This window comes from Acidimicrobiales bacterium, from assembly GCA_036378675.1.
In the GTDB taxonomy this organism is placed as follows: Bacteria; Actinomycetota; Acidimicrobiia; order Acidimicrobiales; family Palsa-688; genus DASUWA01.
The window spans coordinates 141,077-167,221 of the sequence record DASUWA010000027.1; the positions used below are offsets into that span (position 1 = coordinate 141,077).

A 26,145-nucleotide genomic window follows, 5' to 3' on the forward strand; every position below is an offset into this window, starting at 1 on the left:
ATCGGGTAGCGCGCGGGTTCTCATGACCAGCGTCGGGATCGCAGTCGCTCTAGCCGCCGCGGTCGCCAACGGTTTCGGAGTAGTACTCCAAGCCCAAGAAGATCGTCAAGCCCCCCTCAGCCGAGGCGGGCGACCATCACTTCTCATCGGTCTCGCCTCGCGCCCTCGCTGGTTGGCCGGGGCGGGCCTGATGGCGGCGGCCTGGCCGGCCCAGGTCTTGGCGTTGACAATCGCCCCAATCGCGATCGTGCAGCCATTGCTGATCGCGGATCAACTCGTCCTGCTAGCTGTGGCGCGATTGCAGCTCGGCGAGCGCATCGGGCGGCTCAAGATGTTAAGCGCGTTTGCCATCGTGGTCGGGCTGGCCGCGGTGGTATGGGCCGCGCCCCAGCACATGGCCCACCAGACCCGTGCCGGCCGGCTGGGCGCACCGCTCCTGACTGTAGGGATCGCCGCTCTCATCGCGTACGTGGTGGCCCGCCTGCGAGCCCGATCGGCGCTCTCGCTCGTCGTCGGCGCTGGTCTTGCATACGCATGGGTGGACTTTGCGAACAACCTGTTGGCCCACCAGCTGACCGGCCATCACCGAATCTACTCCGCATTTTGGCTTGCCTCCATCCTCGCCTCAGGTGTCCTGGCGTTCCTGCAGGAAACCAGCGCCCTTCAACGACTCCCCGCGACGACCGTCGAACCGATCCTCACCGCCATACACCAGCCCCTCCCAGTCCTCATGGCGTTCTGGGCTGGGCTGCAAGTCGGCGGCGTCACCCGCCTGCACCTCGTCGTACTCATAGCCGGGTTGGCCCTATCGACCGCGAGTGGAACCTACCTCGGCCGCAGGCGGGACGGCGACGACCGGAGCGAGACCCGCTCGAGTCCTTCAGCCATAGGCGACATAGCCGCGACCGATACCTTCTTGCCCGTGAAAGGAGCCGGGGCTTGACCGGCCCATCCGGGCTGGACTAGGGAACTCGCGGATTCAAGCGTCTGCCCGGCGCGCCCAAGATGTTCTTATCAAAGCCGCGATCCGACCAAGGTCATGAACAACTTTGTTGGTCTGGCTGAGGCGGCCACATCTGAACCTAACGTCGTGGCACCACCTGAAGGAAGGGATCCAACAAAGTGCTTGTTGCAACCACTTGGGGCACAGGGCAAGTTCTTCTTGACATCGTTTGGTTCTTCTTGATCTTCATTGAGATCTGGCTGATGATCTCAATCTTCATCGACATCTTCCGGCGTCAAGACATGAGGGGTTGGCTCAAGGCGTTATGGGTGGTCGTCGTGATCGTCGCCCCGATTCTCGGCATCGTGCTGTACCTGATCATCTACGGCAACGACATGCGAGTTCATGACCAACAGGCCGCCGACCAACAAGAGAGAGTCTTTCGTACCTACGTCCGGGATGCCGCCGGAACGCCCAGCCCCTCCGAAGAGTTGGCTCAACTGGCGGATTTGCGCGACCGAGGGATAATCGACGATAAGGAGTTCTGCCGACTGAAGGAAAGGGTCGTGAGCGGATCGGCCAACTGATCGGGCCCAGCGCCAAGGCTGGATACTTGGCCCGCGAGAGGCTGCAGTTCTGGACGATTCCGCACGCTACGTGACCTTGGAGTCTGCCGTCGGCCGACGTACGGCACCTCGGGGTTCAGTCGGCAACTCGCCGCTCCAGTTGCCTCCCCGCGCGGATAACCCCACCACTCAGTTCGCAACCCGGACAAGGGCACGCCCACAAGGTCACAGGTAATGGTCGTCTTGCCGTCCCGAAAATCGCCCTCGGACCGTGTTTGGGTTGGGTCAACACCCCTGGATCAGCGCCTTAGTGGCAGGGGGTCGTTCGGATTATTACGTGCCGGATTCAAAACGTCGCGGCGACAGCCCAGGTTGAACATAATCCCCGTTCTCGGTCGCCCTTGAAGTAACCGCGACTGGCCCTGGCCGTCAGGACTGTGGAACGGACCAGGGCACACACGGATTCGATCCGCCGACGAACCGTGCAAATTCAGACGTGCAGCATGAATCACGAACTAACGGGAAGATTCGCACAATCCGCGGGTCGGATCGTTTTATGCCTAAGGAGGAAGAGAGAGCTATGGCGCTTGTAAGGCATGATCACTACTTCGACGTCCCGGACGTGTGGCGACGACTCTTTGCGCGGGAGATACACGAAGGATGGCTCCCAGTCGAGGAATTTGTTGAGGACAACACCCTTGTGCTGCGGGCCGAACTGCCGAGCATCGACCCGAATAAGGACGTTGAACTGACGGTCGTCGACAACGTGCTCACAATCGCCGCCCACCGGGAGGACAGGAAGGAGGATAAGAAGAAGGACAGCTACCGTTCGGAATTTCAGTACGGTTCGTTCGTCCGGAGCCTGCCTTTGCCGGTTGGAACGAAGGCTGCTGACATTAAGGCATCGTACAAGGACGGTGTTCTGGAGGTCCGAGTACCTGTTTCGGAGGCGTCCGCTCCTGATGTCACAAGGGTCCCAGTAACTCGGAGTTGATGGGAGCTCTTACTTTTGAGGGTCGTTCAGTTTTCTTCGCGTGCGTGAGCAAACGAGATTCGCGTCCGACAGCTGATGTCGTGCACTCTCCAGGATCGATTACACGTGGGCTGCTTGGTGTACCTGGCCATCTGTTTGATCGCCTGCTCTCCCTTCAGGTTGGCAAAGCGTCTCAATGCACGGAGGAACAGAAATGAAAATGAAAGAACGTTGCGACGAGATAGTTCGCCTGATCGACGAGGTTCTTGCCGGAATGCACAGCGACGCACAGGACGACGCGGGACGTCAAAGCCTTGCTGTTCCAGCCGGACCTCCGGTGTCGGGCCGACCACGATTGCCTCGATAGTCCCGGCGATTTGGTCGACTTCGCCGCGAGGCTGTCAGAGCGAGACCTGCCACTGTGAAAAGAGGAATGAGCGGAGTTGGTGAGGCGCACATCGGCGGGACTGCGGCTGCCGCGGGTTCCAGTGTCTCGGCCAGACGTCGATCCACGGGAGGGGACGCGTGTGTCATCCACGAGCTGCTTCGACGGATCGAGTCGGCGAGCGACGGACACAACGAGCTCATGAACACGTCCGTCCTGATTTCAACGTTTCTCGCTACGTCTATCGAGGTGATCGAGATGGTTGCCATCGTGGTTGCGGTTGGCGCCACCCGGCAATGGCGCGGAGCACTTACAGGCACGCTCGCCGGACTTGTGGTGTTGGCGCTCCTAATCGCCGCGCTTGGAACGGCGCTGCAGCAAGTGCCGTTGTCGCCTATTCGCGTCGTCGTGGGCGCGCTCCTGCTCACGTTTGGGTCACAGTGGGTGCGCAAAGGAGTCCTGAGCGTCTCTCGGAATGGCTGGACTCAGGGGATCGGCGACAAAGAGGTCAGCGACGTCGTCGGCGACGGCTTCGACTGGACGGGCTTCCTCCTCGCCTTCAGGGGCGTCTCACTCGAGGGTCTCGAGGTCGCGGTAATCGTCGTCGCATTCGGCGCCGCGGACCATGCGATTGCCTCGGCTGTGATCGGCGCTGGAGCATCGGTGCTGCTCGTCGGCGCCCTCGGGGCCGCGAGCTATCGGCTCGTGGCGCGGATTCCGAAGCGAGCGCTGCAGCTGTTCGTCGGCTCTCTTCTCACCACGTTCGGAACGTTCTGGGCTGGCGAAGGCCTCGGCGCGAATTGGCCGGGGGGCGACCTCGCGCTGCTGTGGACGGGGGCGTTCTACGTGGTGTCTGCACTCGTGTTGGTGCGCCAGGTGTCGTCCTGGCGTCGCGTCGCGTCACGGGGCGGCGACTGCGCTCGAACCGACCTTTGACCTAGAGAGAACCCCGATGATTCTTTGGAATAGGATACGCAGGTTCGTGACATGGTGGGTGGTCACGTTCGTGACCGGTGACGACTGGACCGTGGCAGCGGCGGTAGGCGGCGGACTCTTGGCAACATGGGGTCTGGTCCGGGCGGGCGCTCCCGCGTGGTGGCTGCTACCACTGGTCGTGGTCGGCGCGACAGCGAGGAGCCTGCACCGTACGGTTCGGCGAGAGCGATGATCCGACCGGCGATCCGCTGCTGGCGCCATCGCAAAGAGGAACCGAATAGTGGATTAGGACCTGTACGGTGTCCAGTTGGCCGCAGCCCCAACGGCCTGCCGGGGCAGTCTCGCTAGGCTTGGGAGGTGCTGCTGGGCCGGGCCCTGGAGCGCCAGACCCTCGATCTCCAGATCGCGGCGGTTCTGAGCGGTGAAAGCCGAGCGCTTGTCATCCGCGGTGAGGCGGGCATCGGGAAGACGGCCCTGCTCGAAGACCTCCTCACCCGTGCGGAGGGATGCCACGTGCTCCGCGTGGCGGGCATCCAGTCCGAGATGGAGTTGACGTATGCCCTGCTCCAGCAGCTCTGTGCGCCAATGCTCGATGACCTTGGGCGTCTGCCCGAACCGCAACGCGTCGCGCTCGTCACGGCGTTCGGCCTCCAGCCGGGCCCACCCCCAGACCAGTTCCTCGTCGGTCTGGCTGTTCTCACCCTGCTCTCGGAAAGAGCCGCCGAACGACCCCTCGTTTGCGTGGTCGATGACGCCCACTGGCTGGACCACCCGTCCGCGCAGGCGCTCGCCTTTGCGGCGCGACGACTGCAGGCCGAGTCGGTTGCAATCCTCTTCGCGACCCGGACGCGGAGCGACGCCCCTGAGCTGGCGGGTTTGCCTGAGATGGTAGTCGGAAGGTTGGATCGGTCCTCGGCGGAGGCTCTACTGAGTTCGGTCTTCCCGGCGCTGCCGGACAAGCAAGTGCGCGACAGGCTGATCGACGAGACCGGAGGCAACCCTCTGGCCATTCTCGAGGTGCCGAGGGGGTTGAGGCACGTGGAACTGGCCACCGGGCTGGTGCTGCCGGACCGTGGGGTGGCCAGCAAGATCGAAGACAGTTTCGCGCGCCGGGTTTCGTCACTCCCGCTCGACACGCAGCAGCTCTTGTTGCTCGCGGCGGCCGAGCCGTTCGGAGATCCGATCTTGGTGTGGCGTGCGGCCGAACTGCTCGGCATCCGACGCGAGGCCGCGGCAGCGGCGGCAACCTCCGGCCTGTGCCAATTCGGGGTCAGTATTCGCTTCCGTCACCCCCTAGTGCGCTCCGCGGTCTACCGCTCGGGCTCAGACGAGGCTCGCCGGACCGTACACGGTGCGCTGGCGAAGGTAAGCGACCCCGGCGCTGACCCGGATCGTCGGGCTTGGCATCGGGCCCAGGCCAGCAGGGGCCCCGACGAGGACCTGGCTGCCGAGTTGGAACGTTCGGCCGCCCAGGCCCAGGCTCGGGGAGGTTTTGCCCAAGCCGCCGCTCTGTTGGAGCAGTCGACCAAGATGACGCCTGATGCTTCGGTGCGCTCCCGGCGAGCGCTTGGCGCGGCGCGGGTCGCGTGCCTCGGCGGCGACTTTGACACTGCCCGGGAGCTGCTCGTGGTAGCTGAGACCGGGCCCATCGACGCTCTCGGGCGAGCACACGTGCACCTCCTGCTGGCTCAAATCGCTTTCGCGGAGCACCGCGGCGGGGACCCGGCCCAGCTCCTCCTGAGCGCCGCCAAAGAGCTGGAGCACCTCGATATCGCTCAAGCTCGAGAGACGTACCTCGAGGCGTTCTTGGCGGCGTTATTCACCGCTCGACGTTCGGCCAGCACCGGGCTGAGAGAGGTGGCTCAGGCCGCTCGAGCCGCTCCGCCGGCGCCTAATCCGCCACACCCGGCCGACGAGCTCCTGGACGGCCTGGCCCTGCTTGTGACTGACGGCCATGCCGCGGCAATGTCGACGCTCCGCCGAGCGCTCGACTCATTTGCCAGTGAGCCGCTTTCGGGAGGCAGAGGGCTCCCCTGGCTTTGGCTGGCCTCGAGTGTGGCCGCCGCCTTATGGGACGAACGATGGGACCTGTTGTCCACTCGCCATGTGACGATCGCCCGGGAAGGCGGCGCGCTGAAGGAACTGCCGCTCGCCCTGCATTCCCGGAGCTACGTCCACCTCTTCCAAGGCGATCTGACCACCGCCGCCTCCCTGGTCCAGGAGGCCGCGACAGTGACGGAGGCTATCGGTAGTCAACTACCGCCCTTCGGTGCGTTGGCCTTGGTCACTTGGCGGGGACCGGAAACCCAAGCAAGAGAGCTCATCGAGAGAAGCATGGCTGAGGCGGAGTCACGCGGTGAAGGCATGGAAGAGAGGGTTGCTGGTTGGGCAAGCGCCCTGCTGGATAACAGCCTCGGCCGCTACGAAGACGCTCTCGCCGTCGCCCAGCGGACTACCGAACCCCGAGACGTGGGAGTCGCCAGTACCACCTGGGCGCTCGTCGAACTGATCGAGGCGGCCGCCCGCAGCGGTCGACCCCAGATCGGCGCCGAGGCCCTCTCGTGGCTCAGCGCCGCGACCCAGGCCAGCGGCACTGACTGGGCCGTTGGGCTCGAAGCCCGCTCCCGTGCTCTGTTGAGCGAAGATGCCGCCGCCGAGGAACTCTACCGAGAGGCCATTGAGCGCCTCAGCGGCACTCCCTTCCGCCCTGACCTCGCTCGGGCCCACCTCGTATACGGCGAATGGTTGCGCCGGGCCAAGCGCCGTGAGGACGCCCGCGACCAGTTGCGGACCGCCCACGAGATGCTCACCGGAATGGGGATGGAGGCATTCGCCGAGCGCGCCGCACGCGAACTGCGGGCCACCGGTGCCACCGCTCGCAAGCGGACAGTTGAGACCGGCTACGACCTGACCGCTCAGGAGGCCCAGATCGCGGGGCTCGCCAGCGAAGGCCTATCGAACCCGCAGATCGCCAGCCGCCTCTTCCTGAGCCCACGAACAGTCGAATACCACTTGCGGAAGGTGTTTACGAAGCTGGGAATCACCTCGCGAGCTCGACTCGCCGGAGCCCTGGCTGGGCTCGACATTAATCGGCGCCCGACCCCGCTCGGACGATGAGACCCGTCGCCGTCGCTTCGGTCCACGTCTAGTGATTCCGGCTGGATACACAAGCGATTCGAGGCATCCATAGTCTTCGCAGGTTGGGCGGGCAGAGGCGCAGACACGAAGACCGTCCCATGGTGAGAGATGCACTGTGAGCATTTGAGGGCTCTGACCTGGTCTCCGCGACCGGGTACGGCGCCTTCAGGACAAGGCTCTGAATAGTTGAGCCCGTGAAGTGATCTCGAGTTTGGCGAAGACCTTGCTCAGGTGGTACTCAACCGTCCGAGGGCTGATGAAGAGATGCGCTCCTATCTCGGGATTGGACAATCCGTCGCGGGCAAGCCGAGCTACTTGAGTCTCTTGTGGGGTCAGCTCGCGGTACGTGCTGACATCACGCTTACGGGCCTTCTCACCTGTCGCCCGCAGCTCTCGCACACACCGGTCGGCAAAGGCGTCCATCCGCATCGTCTGGAACATCTCCAGGGCGGCACGAAGTCGTGCTCGTGCCTCGACTCGGCGACGGCGCCGGCGGAGCCACTCGCCGTAGACCAGATGAGCGCGGGCGAGTTCCGTACGAATACGGGTACGGCCAAGACGCTCGATCGCCTCTTGAAAGAGACTGTCGGCATCGTCACCCTCGGCAAGAAGCGCCCCCGACCGCGCCGCGATCCCGAGCGCCCAACTAGTTCCGCTCGCGTCAGCCCTTTCAGCCAGCAGTCGGTACGCATCAACAGCGGTGTCAGTCATCCCACAGCGGGCTCCAGCCTCGATCAACTCAGCTAACGCCCAGTTCCATAATCCAATCTCGAAGGGGTACTCGGTAGCTTGCTCAGCCGCGGCAAGCGCTTCCTTGTAGCGACCAAGGCCGTTGTTGATTAAGGCGCTTGCCCAGTGCGCTGCTGTGAGTCCAAGCCCTTCACCTCGTGCTGTCATGTCAGGAAGCGTCGTCGCGACGAGAGATGACAGCCTGGCTTCTTCTCCTCGGAATGCAGCGATGTACATCGCCGCGTACGGAGCGAGAAGGCTCCCAGTCGCTTCGACGGCTGTTCGAATGTCCTCGACGAGCGCTTCCGCGGCGGTCAAGTGCCCGGTGAACATGAGCATGTATGCACGTGTGGTCAAGGCGAGGGGAAGCTCGCTCAGTGCGCCGAGATCACGCGAAAGCTGGACACTTCGATCCGAGATAACCTCGCAGCAATCATCGTCCCAGAGGTGCAAGGCCGTCGCAAAGGCGAGTGCGCTCCAGCGAAACTCCTGGTGCGGTGGCATGCTGTCGCCAACGAAGCCCGTTAGGGCGGAGCGCAGGGTCGGAATGCCGATGGTGTAGCCCTCAACAAAGTTTGCTGCGAGACCCTCCAGTAGCAGATCAGCAGAGCTCGGGGTACCCAGCGGCCGAGGTGAGACCCGTGCTGCCCGTGCGACTGTCAGGACATCGCCGCCACGGCCAGCGAGCCGACCAGCGAACTGCGCGGCCATCAGCGCCTCAAGGTAGGTTGCTCGGGCCAGATGGGCATCAATCGGCCCAAGCCGCGTGGCGGCCTGGAGCATCAACAGCGGGGCGTCGCTTCCACGACGGGTGAGATAGGCAACCCTGGCCCGCACGAGATCGTCCCGCGCCTGTTCGAGTTCGCTGAGTGGACCGACTTCCGCCATCGCCAGCAGCTCCAAGGCCCCGGTAAACGCGCCACCCGCGGCCTTCGCTTCCGCGGCATCCAGCGCTCTGCGCGTTCGCAGGGCCCTGTCGGGCGTGAGGAGCGCAGCTTTCTCTAGGAAGGCGCCGGCCGCAGCTAAGCCGCCCCGTGCTTCGGCGCGAGCCGCGCAGCGCTCGAGGTCAGCGGCCACATCTTCGTCCGTCCCCACCGCTGCGTGCGCTAGGTGCCAAGCGCGGCGATCGGGATCGGCAGCGGGGTCCGTCACCGCCGCGAGGGCCTCGTGCGCCGCGTACCGCTCGTCGGCTGACGCGGAGTGATACACGGCGGAGCGCACCAGAGGGTGCCGGAAGCGCACCGTCGCTCCGAACGAGGCAAGGTCTGCGTCGGCTGCCGGGCTAGCAGCCCTTCTGCTAATCCCGAGCTGATCGGCCGCACGCCACACGAGATCCGCATCCCCTGCCGGATGAGCCGCTGCAAGAAGCAGAAGCCGCCGAGTCTGGTCTGGCAAGACACTGACCCGCCGCTTGAAACTCTCTTCGATGCGGGTCGCGAGAGCCGGCGCGGACGGCAATCCAAACCCGCCGGCCAACTCCGCCGGCGATAGTCCCCGCGGCAACTCCAAAATCGCCAAGGGATTGCCGAGCGTCTCATCGAGAACCTGATTTCGCACGCTTGCATCAATGGGCCCGACTAGCACCGACTGCAGCAGGCGCCGCGCATCATCTTCCCTGAGGCCACCGACGGCCAGCTCTGGCAAGCCCTCCAAGTCAGCGCCCCGAGTCCGCGTCCCGAATACGATCCCCACTGACTCCGCCGCAACCCGGTGGGCGACGAATATAAGAACACTCGCTGAAGCGCGATCGAGCCACTGCTCGTCGTCAACCAGACAGAGGAGCGGCCGCTCCGTCGCTGCCTCGGATAAAAGACTTAATGCGCCCAGTCCGACCAAGAACCTATCGGGCGCCGGGGCCGATCTGATACCGAACGTTGTTTCAAGGGCGTCGCGCTGCGGTGGCGGCAGCCGCTCCAGTCGATCTAAAAGAGACGAACAAAGTTGATGCAGGGCAGCGAAAGCCAGCTCCATCTCCGATTCGATGCCGGCAACGGTCAGTAAACGGAAGTCTGACGCCTGCCTGGCCAAATAATCCAGAAGCGCTGTCTTACCCACGCCCGGATCGCCGTGTACTACCAACGCCCGACTCTGACCGCGGCGAACAGAGTCGACAACCCCGTCCAAGGTGGCGCATTCAGCTTCCCGGTCGATCATCGGGCTGGCACGTCGTCGCGTTGGTGATGCCCCTGAGGACCCCACAGCGCAAACGTTACCTCGCTCACTCGCCGCCGTTGCCAGGTGACATGCGCGGGCTGTCGCAACGGCGGGCAGGATATATAGATGCAGGCCAGGGCTTCGATCCGACCCATCAGCGCGATGAAACTGGTGAGGGCCCGAACCCGTATCAGACTAGGGGACCCACGGATTCGAGACAGCGTGTGTTTCCGTAGGTTGGGCTCGACCGACCTAGAAGGACCGAGAGTGACCGAGGTGGAAGTCGATTGAGCTCCGAGAAGACCGAGGACCCCAACCCGATCCGGACGCTCCCCGCACCGCTGGTCCCATTCGTCGACCCGCTCCCAATACCGCGGCGCCTAATAGCCCGCGAGCACAAAGGCATGCTGACCGTGAAGATCCGCGCCAGTGTGCACCGGTTTCATCGCGACCTACCCGAGTCACAGATTTGGGGATACGACGGGACAGTGCCCGGTCCGACAATCGAGGCCGAACGTGGCCATCCTGTGATCGTCGAGTGGCGAAACGAACTCGACCGGCCGCTCCCCGTCGTAGTCACAGTAGCCCCCGAAGCGACTGCCAACGGAATGCCGGTGCAGTGCCTGCCGGGACTCAGCGGCGGCACTCCCGATAGCCAAGCGGCTGCACTCGCGGGGTATACCGTCGTGCACCTGCATGGCGGCGTTACCCCCGCGTCATATGACGGCTGGGCGGAAAACCTATTCGCCCCCGGTCAGCATGCCGTCTTCCATTACCCGACGGACCAGCGCGCCGCCCTGCTCTGGTACCACGACCACGTCATGGGCATAACCAGGTTCGATGTGTACGCCGGGCTGTCAGGGCTATGGATCGTCCGTGACGAACTCGATCGCCAACTCGGTCTCCCCGAGGGACCACCGTTCGAAATACCCGTACTAATTCAGGATCGCAACTTCGACGCCGACGGGCAGGGGCGACTGAGTGGACAGCTTTTACACAAGACCGACCCCGAGATGCCCGAGGCCTTCGGACCATTCACTATCGTGAACGGCAAAGTCTGGCCGATCCTCGACGTGCAGCCAGGCGTTTATAGGTTCCGCATGGTCAACGGGTCCAACGCCCGCACATACCGGCTCGTCCTGCTCCGTGGTGACGAACCCGACCTCCACCGGATCACTCAGATCGGCACCGACCAAGGGTTGCTGAGCAGTCCCGTCGGCACGCCCTCTGACGGCCTGGTACTCGCGCCAGCCGAGCGCGCCGACGTGCTTGTCGACTTTTCGGACCTGCCGCCCGGTAGCGAGCTCACTCTGTTCAACACTGCCACCGCCATGTTTGACGGATCCTCCTTCCCGGCCACCCGTGCTCGAGACGCCGCAGATCTGGACCGACTTCTGCCGTATCCACAAGTCATGCTATTCCGCGTGGTCAGAGGTCCCATCACCCGCCGGAGGATCCCGCCCAAGCTTGCGGCAGACTACACGCCCCCAGGCCCCGAGGCGCTAGCCGGCGGGACCCGCAGAGTCATCGCCTTAGTCGAGCAGGAGCTCAACGGCCAGTCAAACATGCTTACTATGCGCGAGCTTGCCATCACCCCTGACGACTATGCCGGACCCGCTGTGATGATCAATAGCGATGGGAAGACGAGCCGTTACCGTGCTGTCTCCTCCCGTTTCGAGGACGCAACGACCTTCTTCCCGACGCTCGGACAGTACGAGGTCTGGCAGCTAATCAATCTCACTGGAGACACGCACCCTGTACACATCCACCTCGACCCCTTCCAGATCCTGTCACGACGCCCCATCCGTTACCAGATCCCCGACGCCGGCATCGATGACCTCGACATCGCCGCCTCTCTGACAGTCGACCGCGACCCGGACGATGGACTCGACCATGCGATCGACGACAACGAGCGCGGCATGAAGGACACTGTCCGAGTCAACCCCAACGAAATGGTCGAAATCGCCGTCCGCTTCACCTCGTACGCCGGCCGCTACATGTACCACTGTCATATCCTCGAACACGAGGACCGCGACATGATGCGCCCCTTCGTGACAATGGCCCCCGAGCTCATGCCGTTCATGAGCTAAGCCCAAACGCCGTATGACGTGCCATCCGAAATAGACCCACGCGAAGCGCGGCAACGCGTTCGGCGCGTGTCTCGGGACGTGTGAAGGCAAGCCCGGCGCGCATAAGGACAATCGGGCTAGTCAAGTCCTTGTCACCGTCAATTTGAGGTTCAGCCTGGATGATCCTCGAGGTCTCGACAGCTCGTTCCGGTCCTCGGGTGTGAGATGAGCGACAACGCCGTCATGTGGCCAGAGTCGGCCTTTTCCTGGGGCCACTACTAGGGACCACACTGATGCGAGATCAGCCTTAGCCCTCGGACAATGGCAAGGACAGCCGTTAGAGACTCTAAGGAGGAGCATATGGCTGACGCCACGGATGAGCTCTGGACGCGATCTCTTGTCACGGTCTACGACGGCAAGATCGAGGATTTCACGGATTTCATCGGAGATCTGCTCAGCACTATCCGTGAGAAGGACTCGGACACGCTGAACTATTCGGTCTTCCTCGACAGGGCTAGGTCCGAAGCCATCATTCTGGAGCACTACTCAGACTCGACCGGCTGGGAGATCCATACGGGGAACCTCAGCGGGCTACTGCCGCGCTTTCCGGAGCTCTGCAAGTTTGCCGCGATCGAGGTCTACGGGAACCCGACACCCCAGGCGCGCCACGCTCTCGACGCGGCCTTCGAAGGTGTTGGTGTCAGCGCCACGTATTATCCGACGCTCGCGGCGCTATAGCGGTGAAGCGACCCTATCTCCGGCGACCGTATCCGTCGTTGAGGAACCTTCCGAATTTGCGCGAAGCCGGCAACGGACGAAGCGAGCGTTGTTGTAAGTCTCGTCTCCGAGGCGATACAGGTCGTGCCCGGACCTTCGGTCAGAGCCCGGCCGCGGAGACGGAACACAACCCAGCATCCGCGGTGATCGGGTTTGCAAGCACGAGGACCAACCGACAACTACGCAGTTGCATTAGGGAACACCCGATGCGATCCGCGTTACGGAACGTGACAATCACAAGAGTCAACGACGAGGAAGGAATGGTAGTGACAACGGACTTCGACTACGTCATAGTCGGAGCTGGGGCCGCCGGCTCAGTACTGGCCAACCGGCTCTCCGAGGACCCGTCGAACCAGGTACTGCTGCTCGAGTACGGCGCACACGATTGGAATCCCGTTCTCTACGTTCCGGAGGGGTTCTTTTTCACCCTCCGGGGAGGCCGTTACGCCTACCACTACCGTACTCAACCCCTCGAGAATGGTGGCCCTCCCGAAGTTTGGATACGGGGTAAGGGTCTCGGGGGCTCCACGATCGTGAACGGCATGATGTGGACTCGCGGCGCGCCGGCAGACTGGGACGGCCTCGAAGCGCGCGGCAACCCCGGATGGAACTGGGAGGGCGCGCTAGCCGCCTACCGCGCCATCGAAGACCACAATCTCGGCGCGTCGGACATGCGCGGCGCCGGTGGTCCGCTCGGGGTTTCGGTCGTCGAAGACGGCGACGAGCTCGTCCAAGCGATCCTCGCGTCCGCAAAGAACATGGGCTGGGAACACGTCAACGACACTAACGCTCACGACACGGAACGTATCGGCTACACGCCCTCGACCATCAGCCACGGCCGGCGCAATAGCGCGTTTAGCGCGTTCGTCCACCCAATTCGCAAACGGTCGAACCTCAGAGTAGCCACGCGAACCCGCGCAGCTTCCCTCGTCTGGTCGGGAACCCGGGTAGTCGCGGTACGGGCCAGGAAAGGATCGCAAAACCTGGAGTTCCGCGCCCGCAAGGAAGTGATCGTCTGTGCGGGGACCGTAGAGACGCCACTACTGCTCGAGCGATCCGGTGTTGGCCATCCAGAGACCTTGCGCCGCGCCGGCATCGACGTTTGTGTCGAGAGTCCTAACGTCGGAGAACGGGTCGTCGAACAACGTGGTGTAAAGGTCCAAGTCCGCGTAAAAGGGAAGCTCGGTCCCACTCTGCATTTCAACAGCCTGCCCAAGCAGGGATGGGAGGGGCTTAAGTACCTGTTCACCCGCAGCGGACCAATCGCCACTGGCGGTTACCCTCTCGTCTGCCAGTTCAGGTCCTCACCCGACCTTGACCGTCCCGACGTCCAGGGCATGTTCGCCGCGCTGGCACTCGACGGCACGAGTCCGGGAGCCCTCGCGCTCGCAAAACACTCGGGAATTACCTTTCTGGGCTACAAGATCAGCCCAAACACGAAGAGCTCGGTCCACGTCAGCGGCCCGCTGCCTGAGAACAAGCCGATCATCGACACCCACTTCCTCGAAGAACAGGCCGACCGGCAGGCCCCAGCGCCGACACTCGGCATCATCCGGGAACTTTTCGCCAAGAGCCCGATCGCGGACTACGTGCTCGGTGAAGACTTCCCTGGACCGACCATTTCCAGTCCGGATGATGTGTTGGAGTACTCCCAAAAGTCTGGTGGCGGAATCTTTCACGCCGCGGGCTCCTGCGCGATGGGCCCCGACGACGACGATGTCGTCGATCCGCAACTGCGTGTCCGTGGTGTCAGCGGCTTGCGCGTGGTCGACGCCTCGGTCCTACCGGTACAGGTAGCCGGCAACAGTCAGGCTCCCACAATGGCGGTCGCTTGGATCGCCGCCGATCGCATTTTGGGTGGTTGGTAGCGGTGATCCCCGCCGGATTCGCCGGGGAGCTCCGCTGGGGGTTTCTGGCCCCTGTTGGCTTTGAACCTTCGTGACTCAGGACCCCACGTCTAGCAGCGCGCTCCGAGGGGGGACGCTGCCACAGGTGGCTACCCGGTTTGAACGCGTCATGCACTTGGCTGACCGGTTGATCGCGTCTGATCCGGGACTGGTGCAGCTTAGAAGTGCCTCTACCAAGGTGCTGAGCCTGGGTGCGGCGTTAGCCGTCCTCTATGGATTCACCAAAGTTTGGGGTCAGCCATTCACCGTGGCGCTGCTTGGCCTACTAATCAGCCTTACCTCGTTAGGCTACGGCGGCGGGCGACCCGTTCATCAGCTGGCCACTGCGGCCTTGATGCTTGTGGTGACGGGGATTTCAGTCACCTTGGGTGTGTGGCTTACCTCGGACAAGGTCGCGCGCGACTTGGTCTTGGTGGCCATCATTGGTGCTTCGATCTTCGCTCAGCGTTTCGGCTTAGTGGCAACCAACCTCGGCGTGGCCAGCTTCACGACCTACTTGCTTACTGTGTTCCTCGGCGCCACAACGACTCCTCTGCCGTGGCTCCTTGCAGCGGTGGCCACAGGAACCGCAGCCAATCTTGGGATAGGCATACTGCTGCGCGAGCATCCGTCACGCCTGATCAATCGGATAGGCCAATCGCTGGATTCCCGGCTGGCCCTCGTGGTGGCCGGCGTCGCCGACGGACTGGCCGCGCCAATGTGGACAAGCAGGGCCCAACGCCGCCTTGCCAGGCGGGTAGGCCAGGTTCACGACACGATGCTCATGATCGGCAGCGAGTTGGACGATGTCACCCAGCAGGACCTACCCCGGAGCGGCGAACGCGACACGATAGCTCGACGCTTATTCGACGTTGAATTGTCGGTCGACTACCTCAGCTCGGCCTGGGAGCGAACGGCCGAGGGCGAGCGCGGTCCCGATCAGGGGGCCGACTCGAATCCGGAGACACGCAGCAGCGTGCGTGATGCCCTGTTGGCCGTCGGCGTGGGACTACGTGCACCCCAGCCGGACGGAGCCCTTGCCGAGGCTCAGACCATCGCAGCCAGCGTCGCCGCCAACCCGACTACTCCGCCCCACTGGCAGTCGCTGGCCCGTTCGGTCAGCGCCCTCTCCTGCGCCATCGAGAACCTGCGGGCAGCGGAAGTGGGCTCAGCGTCCGAGCAACCTGCGAGAGATTACCCGCCACCGGCTATTGACGAGGAGCGCTCCGATACCAGCGCGCAACACGACACCCAGAGGAACAACAACTCAGGACCTCAAGGCGAGGACCGATCCGCAAACGGCTCTCTCGACGCCCAGCTGGTGACTGCCCCCCGGCTGTCGCCCAACACCCGCAAGGTCGTCCAGGTAACAGTGGCCGCTGTGCTGGCCATCGTGGTCGGACATGTGCTGTCCCCATCACGCTGGTACTGGGCACTTATCGCCGCGTTTGTCGTTTATCAAGGCACCAGCACCCGTGCCCAAGCCCTGACCAAAGGGTGGCAGAGGGTGGTCGGGTCCGTCATCGGAGTAGGCGTTGGGACAGTCATCGCCAGCCTCGTCGGCGGCAATGTGGCCGCGTCCCTTGCGCTAATCTTCGTGGCCCTTTTCATAGGCTTCTACCTCTGGAGAGTCTCCTACGCGGTAGCGATCACCTGTGTCACCACCATGCTCGCGCTGCTGTTCGGGCTGGTCGGGGACTTCAGCATCGACCTCCTTCTCAGCCGGGTCGAGGAAACCGCCGTCGGAGCCGCCATTGGCATTGCCGCAGCGTTCCTTATTCTACCGATAAGGACCACGACCGCCGTCCGCGACGGCATCAGGTCCTTCCTTCAGCACCTGGCTGACCTAGTCGCGATGACGGGCCGGCAGCTAACCGGCCAGGGTCACTACGACCTCCTCCGCGCTGTCAGGGAGCTCGACCTACAGCTAGTCGCTGTCCGCACCAATGTCGAGCCGCTGACCAAAGGAATTCTTGGGCTGCGATACCGCAGCGGAGCTCGATGGGTACTTAGGGTTCTTGACATCTGCGACCATGCCGCCCGCGGCCTCGCCCGCGTCGCCATTCCCGTCGGCGACCAAGCGGCCGCCCAAGCGCTGGAAGACGCGGCCCTCCGAACTTTCGACAATATCGGCTTGGTCATCGAGGCCATCGAGCGGCGCGCCCCTGCGTCGCTGGTGCCGTCAGACGATCTCACTGCCGACATCGAGCGCACCATCGCCAGGCTGCCGGTCCAGCCGGCCGAGCGCCGCCGATTGGAACTAGCGGAGCGCCATCTCAACCAGATCCAGTTTGCCATGCTCCAACTAGCTCACGCCACGGCTGGCGATGAAGTAACCCTATGACGTATCGCTAAGCCGACGCGAGGCCGCAGGATGATCGTCGAATCAGTCGGTAATGGGGGAGGTCTCTGTGCTGTTGTTGGCGAAGTCCCGTTGAGCCGCCTGAACGAGCGGTGAGGTGTCCAGGGCGATCACTCCCGCCGTGGTTGCAGCGGCGGCTATAAGAATGGCCGCAAGCGAGGACTGTGTCAGCCCGGAAATCCGTTCTCCGAAGACCACTATCGAGATGATCGACGCGACAAGCGGCTCGCCGATGTCGATCAGCGGTAACGAAATAGCCAACGGGCCGGCTGCGAAGGCATTTTGGGCCAGGGTCTCGCCAATGATGCCGGTCCCGGCTACCGCCCAGGGCTGCCATGTCGCAAGCGCGGCCACGCCGTGCGCAGCGAAATCGCGGGCGCATGTTTTGGTGAGTACGGCAAGAAGGCCGAATACGACCGCCGCCGCGACAGCAGTCGCACTGGTTCGGACTATCCCTCGCTTGCGGAACGCGATGAGCAACATCACTCCCACAGCCGCGGCTACTACGCCGAGAAGGACCACCCAGGTCCCAGATCCTGCGGTGAACTTAGGATTCGTGGGGTTGACGACCAACGCGAAGGCGGCCAATCCAAGCCCTACTAGAAGCGCTCCAATTCTCTCGCGCCGACCGAGCCGACTGCCGGTAGCTAGAGCTGCCAGAGGAAGCGCAAAAAGCAGTTCGGCGACAACCAGAGGCTGAACAAGGACCACGGGGGCCAATCCCAAAGCGGTCGCTTCGAGGGCAAAGCCGACGACGGAGGCGCCTAGCCCCGCCAACCACAGGGGTTGGCGCAGCATGCGAACGACGAGCGACAAGTCGATCCGGTCGCGATGGGGTTGGCGGCGCACCGATATGGCCTGCGAAACGTTGGCCCCCGCGTAGCAGAGGGCGGCTCCCAATGCGAGAGCTACCGCGAACGTCCATTTGCCGCTCAAAGGGCTGACTCTCCAGCAATTGTCCCATTAGGCACTAGACGAAATGAGGCGGTAACACACTGCACCGATCCTGCACGACAGCCAGACCAGAAAGCGGAACCCATCTGGCCTCCCATTTCAACAATCAGCAACTGGTCCAACAACAGCCCAACCTATGGACCCTCCCGACGACTCACATCCGTCATGTCCCTAGCCCACACACGAGTCCCTTCGACCACGACGGAGTCAGACGGTAACGGAACCGGATCCAGGAACTTCTCTGGTCGCCCGTGTATCCGCGGTTCTCGAGCCATCGGCGGTATCTGGCCACGGCTTTCGTGGAGCTCCACGTCACGTCACCGACACCTTCCGTGCAGGCTGTTCCTCAAGGTCCGCAGAGCACCCTCACCAAGGGACCATGCGCGGGCTGTGGGCCGAGGGACTGCGGACCTCTACTAGGGAACACCCGGATGCGACACCAGCCTTCACTGCTCGAAGATGCTTACCGATATATGAAGGAACTCGAAGACACCCTAGGGACCACGGACTCAAGATGGCGGGGACCAGCTGGCTGTGATGCCCCCCTACGTGCGGCGGCCGCGGAGCCGCTGGCAGATGATCGTGAAGTCATCTCCCATTCGCTTCGTTTGGCGCTGATCGCCTGCCAGCTGCGGCGTGCTTGGCATTCAGGCGCCATCGATGCCGATGCTGCTATGGGGGGGCTCGACCGAGCCATCAGCGACATCTGCTCTTCCCGCGCGATGCGGTGGCACAAGGCCCCCGGTGACCGGTTTGCCACCCTTCCCCGAGAGAACCCAACCCGTTAGAAGTCTTTCGTCATAACCCAAAAAGGAGGAACAATCCCAATGAGTAGTCAATACATCACAGGAGTCATCTCAGTAATTCTCGGTGGCTTCGTCGTAGTCGCGACCCGAGCATTCCACCCGGTCCCAGTGGGCTGGATCGCATTCGGTGTCGCTATCGCGATCATTGCCGTGGCCGTTCTAGCGCAATTGGACCGGTCGAGGGGAGCCATTCAACGGGCTCTCGACGCGGCGACCGTCGCCGTCGCGGGGCTCATGATGGCGTTTGGCTTCGCGGCGTCGGGAAGAGCCGTGATCTGGCTGTCCTTTGCCTTCTCGCTCGGAGTCGTCGGCTTGGCGTTTGCTGGTCTCACGCTTCATGAGATTTCGAACTGGCGGTTCGCACACCAACTCGGTGCGTTGCGATGGCTCCCGCAAGAGCGGTCCGTTTCCGACGCGACCCGACGGCCCGACAGCCTCGCAGCATAAATCGCGTCAACCCTGCCCTGATTCAACTTCGTTTTGCGTCCGTTCGAGTTGCACGAATAGGAGGAGTTATGTGGCCTCGTGAGCGACACGGAAAGCGTGGTGAGCGAGTCGCTACTGCGGGAATGCGGTTCTTGAGAGGTGAAGCCGTCGACCTGTTACGTGAATCAGGGGAGGGTGTGCGAGCGTGGGCTCGGCTGAACCTTTTGACCCACGCCTCGGTGGGACGCCTCAGGAGTTTGTTCAAATCCGACGGCTATATTCCTCGGAATGGCTGGGACGCCGCAGTGGCCTACCTGGCGATCGAACTGCTGGGCCTCAGTAAACGGAAGGCCCAAGAGACCGCTTTGATACAGCGGACCGTATTACTGCCGCTGGAACTAGCGCTCCTTAACGGTGACCTTCGGGCACCACGTACTCCGGGGGAGTTCGTGACCCTTGTCATCGGAGCCCTCGGCAAGGCATCCATGCGGGATCACCATGAGTAAGGAGGCAGCAGTGCGTTCGCTAACGGAGAGCAGAACGGTCTTCGTGTTAAGCGGCGGTGGAAACTTGGGCGCCGTTCAGGTAGGAATGCTTCAAGCGCTTATCGAGTCGGGAGTGCGACCGAATGCCCTGGTCGGGACATCGGTGGGAGCACTGAACGGCGCATTTCTGTCGGGCCATTGCGACCTCGCCGGCGTCGAGAAGCTAGGAGACCTGTGGATGTCGATTCGCCGCGGTGACGTGTTCCCATTTGGCATGGGGTCGTTGCTGCGTATCGTGACCGGCAATCAGAGGTCTCTGGTCGAGACGACAGGTCTACGCAATCTTCTCGCGCGCGCAAACCTCGGTTTCGAACGTCTCGAGGAGGCGCCCATTCCCCTGCGGGTGATCGCCACTGATCTCGAAACAGGCGAGCCGGTGGTGCTACGAAGGGGCGAAATCGTCCCCGCTCTTCTCGCCAGTTCGGCGATTCCAGGCATCTTCCCTACCGTGCAAATTGGTGGAAGGACTCTGGTGGACGGTGCGATGGTCGCGAACACACCGGTCGGCCAGGCCGAGGAACTGAACCCCTCAGACATCTACGTGCTTTGCACAATGCCCGCCCGTGGCTCGGGACCTCCGGCGAACGCCCTTGGGACTCTACAGAGGGCTATGACCCTATCGTTCCAGCAAGAACAGCGTCGGGTCCTTGCTGAAGCAGCCACTCGTCGGGCCGTGCACGTTATACCGGCACCAGAAGTAGCCGGTCAGATCTCCGGCATCGATTTCAACTCCACGCGACGTCTCATATCTGAAGCCTACGAACTGGCCCGCAACTGCCTGGAAACGGACGGAGCGCGGAAAGCTCACCGCGCCATCCAAGGGATAGGTGGCGTCGCGACAGCCAGGCCCGAACCCCGACAAGAGGCGGTGGCATGACAGTCTCCGTCGTCACCGATTCCGCCGCCTCGCTGCCATCCGGTGAAGTGATTCGGCTGGGGATTTCGGTTGTTCCGTTCAACCTAATCCTGGACGGCGTCGCCTACCGAGATGGAGAATTGCGGTCCGACGAGGTCATAGCAGCAGCCGGTGATAGGCAGATGAGCACCTCCTGTCCCAGTCCGGGAGAGTTTGCAAAGGCGATCGACGACCATGGGATCGGCGACGGAACAGTGCTCATCACCGTGGCCTCCACAATGAGCTCCAGTTACCACTCGGCGATGCTCGCCAGCCGGTACTTCCGTGACGGGCAGGTGCACGTCGTCGATAGCCGAACCGCCGCCGGCGCACAAGGGCTTGTCATATTGGCCGCCGCTGAGGCGGCAGCATCCGGGGCGAGCCTCGACGAAGTGATCGCGGCCGCCGAGTACGCGGCCAGGAAGGTACGTCTCGTCGCTTCCATCGAGAACTTCCAGTTTCTCGCACGCAGCGGACGGGTACCCGCGGTAACCGCTTGGGCGGCGAACACGATTGGGATGCGCGCTTTGTTCGAGTTTTCGAATGGAGAACCATTACCGCTTCGGCCCTCGGTAGGACAGAAGGCCGCCCTGGACAGAATCGTTCGAAGCATCGAACGTCCTTGCCCCGGCGAGGGCATTCTCAGGATTGCAGTGTTGCACGCGCAGGCAATCGGCGTCGCCGAGCGCCTAGCAAACCGCATTCGAAGCGCCAATATTGAAGCTGAGTTGTTCATCTCACCCTTCAGTTCCGTCATGGTGGCTCACACCGGCCCCGGGGTCGTCGGGGCGGCCTGGTGGCGAGACGATTCAAGAGATCTTTCGGGCTACAGCAAGCTCGCCGCGTAAGAACCGTGACCGAAGGCGGACGCAAGCGGCGGCTATCGAGAGTGCAGCCCGGAACATGTTCAGGGATGGATATACGGCGAGTGCTCGAAGAGATCAAGGCGCGTCTGTCAGCCATAGTCCACGACCTCTCGCCTGAAGGAATGGAGCAAGGAGCGCTTGAGAAGGACACTGCCGAACTCCGCTCTGTCTTGCAGCGCCTCGAGCGAGTGGCTGCGGTCAACGTCCAGCGAGGCAAAGCCAGGTAGGACTCAAGTCATTGGCATGGCTACCGGACCGCATCGGCTGTACCACCACTGGATAAGCGCAAGTGCTCCTGCGCTTCGCCGACTGATTTCCGATGCTGTGATTGGTGTGATCGTGGCCCTGGCAATCGCGCCCTTCGTCATTTGGCCGCTGGCTCTTCTCGTCGGTTGGGACGCGGCGGGGCTGACCTTCCTGGTCACTGTCTTGCCCGTTATCGCTCGAGCGGACGGAGCCCGAACCAAGCGTGTCGCGATGCGCGAGGACGAGACACGCGACACGGCGAGCCTGCTTGTCCAAGCCTCGTGCGCTGCCAGCCTGGTATCCGTCGCGCTGGCACTTGGTGTTGCCAGGCACGAATCGGGGGGCCGCCGAGCCCTGATCGTGACGATCGGAATCGTGACCATAATCTTCTCGTGGACCGTCGTTAACTCGGTCTTCACGTTGCGCTATGCCGATCTCTTTTACCGGTCAGCCAACGACGGGAAGGGCGGCATCAACTTCGGATACGACCCGGAGGACGGGCCACCCAACTATCTGGATTTCGCCTACCTTGCGTTCACTATCGGCATGACCTATCAGGTTTCCGACACTGCGCTGCGCGACCGACGGCTCCGCCGAACGGTCCTCTACCACGCCATTCTTTCCTATTTCTTCGGCGTGGTTATTGTGGCGACCGGTGTCAACGTCATCGCGAATCTCTTCGGCTGACACTCAGCTCGCCTCACCGTGCATGTCGTTAGCTCCCCTTCTTCATCGAGGCATGGCTGGCAAGCGCGGAGACGACCGCGTCGCTTCGTTGCGCCGCTAATCCGGCAGGCACAACTCGCCGGGGGGGGCGGGGGGGTGCACGTCTCAGCGACAGCGTTACCCGGCCCAGGTCGGGCTCTTCCGTCGTCGTAGTACCCATTATCTCATACGGGCAACATCCTTCTCCTCCTCTGCGACGCTGGCTCCTGACGAACAAGGTCGGTGTTTCCGAGACGGCTCGCAGATTCGTATTGACCGCCGCCCTTTAGTTCGTGTCGCGCTGTGGTCCGAGACATCGCTGAAAAGCCAGCCCGGTGACGTCGGCTTAGCGGATGCGTGCGCGCCGCACAACGACCCGGCAGTTGCGCTAGGGGACACCCTGATGCGATCCCGACTTTGCGACCTGACAATGAACGCCATACCGGATAGGGAAGCCAGGTCGTGAACCAGATTTCGACTACATCGGCGTCGGGCCCAGAGCCACAAGTTCGGTGCTGGCCACCCGATCGCATTTTGGGTGGTTGGTAGCGGGGTGTCGTTTGCCGGGGAGCCGGACCAGTTTGTGACCCACAGGAGAAAGGAACAGTTAAGTGAATCCCGAAGAAGTTATCCGCAAGTTCTTTGACTGCTATACCAACGGCCGTCCAGACGACTTCGACGAGGTCGTAGCGTCTGACTACGTCGACTACGGTCACACACCACCTGGTCGTGGACCGGACGGAGCCCGAGCCGATTATCAGAACGCTGTCAAGGTCGCCGGCGAGGTCATCGGCTACACGATCGACGCACTCGTTGTCGACGGCGACGTGGTCGCGGCCGACTGGACCGGCAGGGTCAAGGGCACCCCGATCGGAAGAGGACTGAGCCTGTATCGGACCTCTGACGGGTTACTTCGATCGACGCGGCACACTCTTTACGAGACCGCGCAGTGAAACCCACACGCGCCGCCGTCGAGGGTGCTGTCGCTGGCGTTGTAGGAACCGCTGCGATGGACCTCGTCTGGTTCTTCAGATACCGGCGAGGCGGCGGCCACGAGGGCCTCTTCGCGTGGGAAACCTCGAAGAATGTCGGAAAATGGGATGACGCCTCGGCACCCGGCCAGATCGGTCGAAAGGTCCTGCACGCGGTTGTCGGGCATGACCTTCCAGACGAGTGGGCCCGCCCGATCACGAACCTGGTGCACTGGACCACCGGCGCGGGATGGGGAGTCCAATACGCGCTCATCTCTGAGCTGACCGGGCGGAGCAACTGGAAGAGATCTTTGGGCTTCGGGACTGCCGTTTGGCTCACCGACTACATCGTCTTGCCCCTCGCCGGCGTGTACAAGCCGATCTGGCAATACGACATCAAGACGCTCGCCGACGACCTGACAGCCCACCTGGTTTACGGCGCCACACTCGGCCTGAGCTTTGCCAGCTTCGAACCACTGACGCGGATCACACGGCGCGGCCATGACCGCGTCGGACGCCCTCATCGGCAGGTCGGTCGCGGGCTGAGGACTCTACTCACAAACACCTCTCACTGAACGCAACACACCGAGCGAGAAAGGACTCAAGACAAATGGCACAACGAAAAATGACAGGACGAGTCGAAGGCAAGGTCGCCTTCATCACCGGGGCGGCACGCGGCCAAGGGCGCAGCCACGCCATCACCCTGGCCAGAGAGGGCGCCGACATCATCGCCATCGACATCGAAGGACAAATCGGCTCAGCTCCCTACCCGATGTCCACCCCCGAAGACATGGAACGCACCGTCAAAGAAGTCGAGGCGCTCGACCAGCGAATCGTCGCCACCAAAGCCGACGTACGCGACTACGACTCGGTGAAGCATGCGCTCGACGACGGCGTCGCCCAGCTCGGTCGGCTCGACATCGTCAGCGCCAACGCCGGCATCTTCAGCGCCGGACAGATCGGCGACCTGCCGGAACAGACCTGGCAGGACGTGATCGACACCAACCTCACAGGCGTCTGGCACACCGCCAAGACGGCAATCCCCCACCTGCGGGCTAGCGGCGGCGGGTCGATGATCCTCACCAGCTCCGACGCCGGCCTAAAACCCTTTCAGAACGCCGGACACTACACGGTCGCCAAGCACGGCGTCATCGGCCTGATGAGAACCCTCGCGCTAGAACTCGCTGACGACGCCATCCGCGTGAACGCAATCGCGCCCACCCAAGTCGACACCCCGATGCTCATGAACCCCGCCGGCTACCGCCTCTTCCGTCCCGACATGGAGAACCCGACAGCCGAAGACATGGCCCCCCCATCCCAAGCGTTAAACGTCCTACCGATCCCCTGGGTCGAACCAGTCGACATCAGCAACGCAGTCCTATTCCTCGCTTCCGACGAAGCCCGCTACATCACAGGCGCAGTGCTCCCCGTCGACGCCGGCGCCGCCATCAAATAGCCGCAGGGGAAAGACCGCTGGCCTCACCAACACGTTGTTACAGATGTACTGGCTCGACGACGTGACCAAGGACGCTGATCTCACGTTTGGTGATGGCTTGGTCAACGCGGCGTGGGCCATCGCTCAGGCTGAGGGTTGAGCAAGTCCTCACACATCAACAGGCGACTAGATCGGCCGCGAGAGGCGCACGGCTTGAAACGCGCCTTCTGGTTTAGGTGGTCCCGGGTGTCTCAGCGCGCACAGATGCACGAGGAGAACCCAGCACTTGTGCTAGGGGACACCCTGATGCGAAACCGCGCCCTGGGGTCCAACAATGGTTGAAAGCAAACCGAACATGACCATTTGGAGGCGAAATGGACGTCACCCAGCTGATCCTCGATGATCACTACGAGCAACGTCGGTTGTTCGCAATCCTGGAGCAGATCGGAACCGACAACGTCATACTCCGCGACGTCTGGTCGCGATTGTCCGCGTTCCTTGAGATCCACGCGGCAACTGAGGAGGAGATCTTCTACCCTGCCCTACTACGAATGGGTCTCCGCAGCGGCCATGCGACGAGCGCCGAGGAAGAAACTCTTGACGCTGTCAAGGATCACAATGAGATCCGCGATGCAATCGCGCAGGTCGGACATCACATCGTCGGGACTCCTGGATGGCACCAAGCTGTCTTTGCGGTAAACCGGGCGAACGGCAACCACATGGCGGAGGAGGAACGTGAGGGTCTTACGGCCTTGCGACAGACAGGCAGCCTTCAGTTGCGCCATGACCTGGCGGTTGAGTTCATCGGCTTCGAAACACGCCACTACCTGGGAGTCGATCCCGTGGATCGTGATCCCGCCGAGTACGTACAACAGGCTGAGCATGCGCGACCCTAGAGTCCACAGGCCGTCTTAACCGGCTGCATGAAGCGCCGGGGAGTCTGTGTGCACGATCTTCAGGGGCTCATCGAGGCTCCCTGGAATCGCACCGACAAACTTGGATCTGTCTTGAGCTTCAGGAGTTAATGCCGGTAACCGCAGTCGCATCTTGACCCGTTTCATCGGCGGATCACCCGGTCGTCAACACAGTGCCGCTTGGTCTTACGAGGGGAGGCGAGCGCGGCAAGGCCGGTCGCCTTCCCGAACGCGGTCTCGAACTCTTAGCACCGCCGCTCGGAGGAGCCTCTCAAGGGCTCACCCTGCGCGACGACGTCGGCGGCGCTCTGACCTGGCTCGCCCGGCCGGAGCACACGATCTAGTTCCACCCATTCGACCGCTACGCGGCGCAGCATGCAGCCCCTCTGCGAGTAACCGGGCAAAAGATACCAGCCCTGGTAGGCGCGGACTGGGCAGTTGGGCTGGGCAGTCCCCTGATGCGA

The 26,145-nt window shown here is 62.8% G+C and carries 22 protein-coding genes; 20 read left to right on the forward strand and 2 right to left on the reverse strand.

The window, feature by feature from the left end:
• The first annotated feature begins 22 nt into the window (after positions 1-22).
• The 6 genes from VFZ97_10565 (at position 23) to VFZ97_10590 (ending at position 6,920) form a co-directional block, all read left to right on the forward strand.
• Positions 23-943, forward strand: coding sequence for a hypothetical protein (locus VFZ97_10565; protein HEX6393878.1), 921 nt, complete (start codon positions 23-25; stop codon positions 941-943).
• Between the two features lie 179 nt (positions 944-1,122).
• Complete coding sequence (locus tag VFZ97_10570) at positions 1,123-1,530, forward strand: SHOCT domain-containing protein (GenBank protein ID HEX6393879.1); 408 nt, start codon at positions 1,123-1,125, stop codon at positions 1,528-1,530.
• Positions 1,531-2,065: 535 nt separating this feature from the next.
• Positions 2,066-2,503 carry an Hsp20/alpha crystallin family protein gene (locus VFZ97_10575; GenBank protein HEX6393880.1) on the forward strand — a complete coding sequence of 146 codons (438 nt, stop codon included), beginning with the start codon at positions 2,066-2,068 and terminating at the stop codon, positions 2,501-2,503.
• A 412-nt stretch (positions 2,504-2,915) separates the two neighbouring features.
• Positions 2,916-3,803 carry a hypothetical protein gene (locus tag VFZ97_10580; protein HEX6393881.1) on the forward strand — a complete coding sequence of 296 codons (888 nt, stop codon included), beginning with the start codon at positions 2,916-2,918 and terminating at the stop codon, positions 3,801-3,803.
• Positions 3,804-3,849: 46 nt separating this feature from the next.
• Positions 3,850-4,035, forward strand: a complete 186-nt coding sequence (locus VFZ97_10585; GenBank protein HEX6393882.1) for a hypothetical protein — start codon at positions 3,850-3,852, stop codon at positions 4,033-4,035.
• 125 nt (positions 4,036-4,160) lie between these two features.
• Positions 4,161-6,920, forward strand: a complete 2,760-nt coding sequence (locus tag VFZ97_10590) for an AAA family ATPase (protein ID HEX6393883.1) — start codon at positions 4,161-4,163, stop codon at positions 6,918-6,920.
• A 186-nt stretch (positions 6,921-7,106) separates the two neighbouring features.
• On the opposite strand, the gene VFZ97_10595 is transcribed toward VFZ97_10590, so the two are convergent.
• On the reverse strand, positions 7,107-9,824 hold the full coding sequence (locus tag VFZ97_10595; GenBank protein HEX6393884.1) for an AAA family ATPase: 2,718 nt from the start codon (positions 9,822-9,824) through the stop codon (positions 7,107-7,109).
• A 287-nt stretch (positions 9,825-10,111) separates the two neighbouring features.
• Between VFZ97_10595 and VFZ97_10600 the strand changes: the two genes are divergently transcribed.
• From VFZ97_10600 to VFZ97_10615, 4 genes are all read left to right on the forward strand, one after another.
• Entirely contained in the window at positions 10,112-11,914 is a 1,803-nt protein-coding gene (locus tag VFZ97_10600; protein HEX6393885.1) for a multicopper oxidase family protein, read from the forward strand.
• Between the two features lie 339 nt (positions 11,915-12,253).
• Complete coding sequence (locus VFZ97_10605) at positions 12,254-12,631, forward strand: hypothetical protein (protein HEX6393886.1); 378 nt, start codon at positions 12,254-12,256, stop codon at positions 12,629-12,631.
• Between the two features lie 299 nt (positions 12,632-12,930).
• On the forward strand, positions 12,931-14,538 hold the full coding sequence (locus VFZ97_10610) for a GMC family oxidoreductase N-terminal domain-containing protein (protein ID HEX6393887.1): 1,608 nt from the start codon (positions 12,931-12,933) through the stop codon (positions 14,536-14,538).
• A 124-nt stretch (positions 14,539-14,662) separates the two neighbouring features.
• Entirely contained in the window at positions 14,663-16,900 is a 2,238-nt protein-coding gene (locus VFZ97_10615; GenBank protein ID HEX6393888.1) for an FUSC family protein, read from the forward strand.
• A 42-nt stretch (positions 16,901-16,942) separates the two neighbouring features.
• On the opposite strand, the gene VFZ97_10620 is transcribed toward VFZ97_10615, so the two are convergent.
• A complete protein-coding gene (locus tag VFZ97_10620) occupies positions 16,943-17,854 on the reverse strand; it encodes a DMT family transporter (protein ID HEX6393889.1) in 912 nt (303 codons plus the stop codon).
• A gap of 845 nt (positions 17,855-18,699) precedes the next feature.
• Between VFZ97_10620 and VFZ97_10625 the strand changes: the two genes are divergently transcribed.
• The 10 genes from VFZ97_10625 to VFZ97_10670 all read left to right on the forward strand — a co-directional run bounded on the left by VFZ97_10625 (position 18,700) and on the right by VFZ97_10670 (position 26,025).
• A complete protein-coding gene (locus tag VFZ97_10625) occupies positions 18,700-19,125 on the forward strand; it encodes a hypothetical protein (GenBank protein ID HEX6393890.1) in 426 nt (141 codons plus the stop codon).
• A 495-nt stretch (positions 19,126-19,620) separates the two neighbouring features.
• The gene (locus VFZ97_10630; GenBank protein HEX6393891.1) at positions 19,621-20,526 is read left to right on the forward strand and encodes a patatin-like phospholipase family protein; all 906 of its coding nucleotides are present in this window, start codon (positions 19,621-19,623) and stop codon (positions 20,524-20,526) included.
• Positions 20,523-21,392 (forward strand): DegV family protein, encoded by an 870-nt coding sequence (locus VFZ97_10635; GenBank protein ID HEX6393892.1) that lies wholly within the window; start codon positions 20,523-20,525, stop codon positions 21,390-21,392. Before VFZ97_10630 ends, VFZ97_10635 begins: the two co-directional genes overlap by 4 nt.
• Positions 21,393-21,457: 65 nt before the next feature.
• A complete protein-coding gene (locus VFZ97_10640) occupies positions 21,458-21,637 on the forward strand; it encodes a hypothetical protein (GenBank protein HEX6393893.1) in 180 nt (59 codons plus the stop codon).
• A gap of 16 nt (positions 21,638-21,653) precedes the next feature.
• Positions 21,654-22,343, forward strand: a complete 690-nt coding sequence (locus VFZ97_10645) for a DUF1345 domain-containing protein (protein ID HEX6393894.1) — start codon at positions 21,654-21,656, stop codon at positions 22,341-22,343.
• A 629-nt stretch (positions 22,344-22,972) separates the two neighbouring features.
• On the forward strand, positions 22,973-23,314 hold the full coding sequence (locus VFZ97_10650; GenBank protein HEX6393895.1) for a nuclear transport factor 2 family protein: 342 nt from the start codon (positions 22,973-22,975) through the stop codon (positions 23,312-23,314).
• Positions 23,311-23,907, forward strand: a complete 597-nt coding sequence (locus VFZ97_10655; protein HEX6393896.1) for a hypothetical protein — start codon at positions 23,311-23,313, stop codon at positions 23,905-23,907. The genes VFZ97_10650 and VFZ97_10655 overlap by 4 nt, the downstream gene beginning before the upstream one ends.
• 35 nt (positions 23,908-23,942) lie before the next feature.
• Entirely contained in the window at positions 23,943-24,788 is an 846-nt protein-coding gene (locus VFZ97_10660; GenBank protein HEX6393897.1) for a mycofactocin-coupled SDR family oxidoreductase, read from the forward strand.
• 353 nt (positions 24,789-25,141) lie between these two features.
• Positions 25,142-25,663, forward strand: a complete 522-nt coding sequence (locus VFZ97_10665; GenBank protein ID HEX6393898.1) for a hemerythrin domain-containing protein — start codon at positions 25,142-25,144, stop codon at positions 25,661-25,663.
• A gap of 191 nt (positions 25,664-25,854) precedes the next feature.
• Positions 25,855-26,025 carry a hypothetical protein gene (locus VFZ97_10670; GenBank protein HEX6393899.1) on the forward strand — a complete coding sequence of 57 codons (171 nt, stop codon included), beginning with the start codon at positions 25,855-25,857 and terminating at the stop codon, positions 26,023-26,025.
• Positions 26,026-26,145 lie beyond the last annotated feature (120 nt).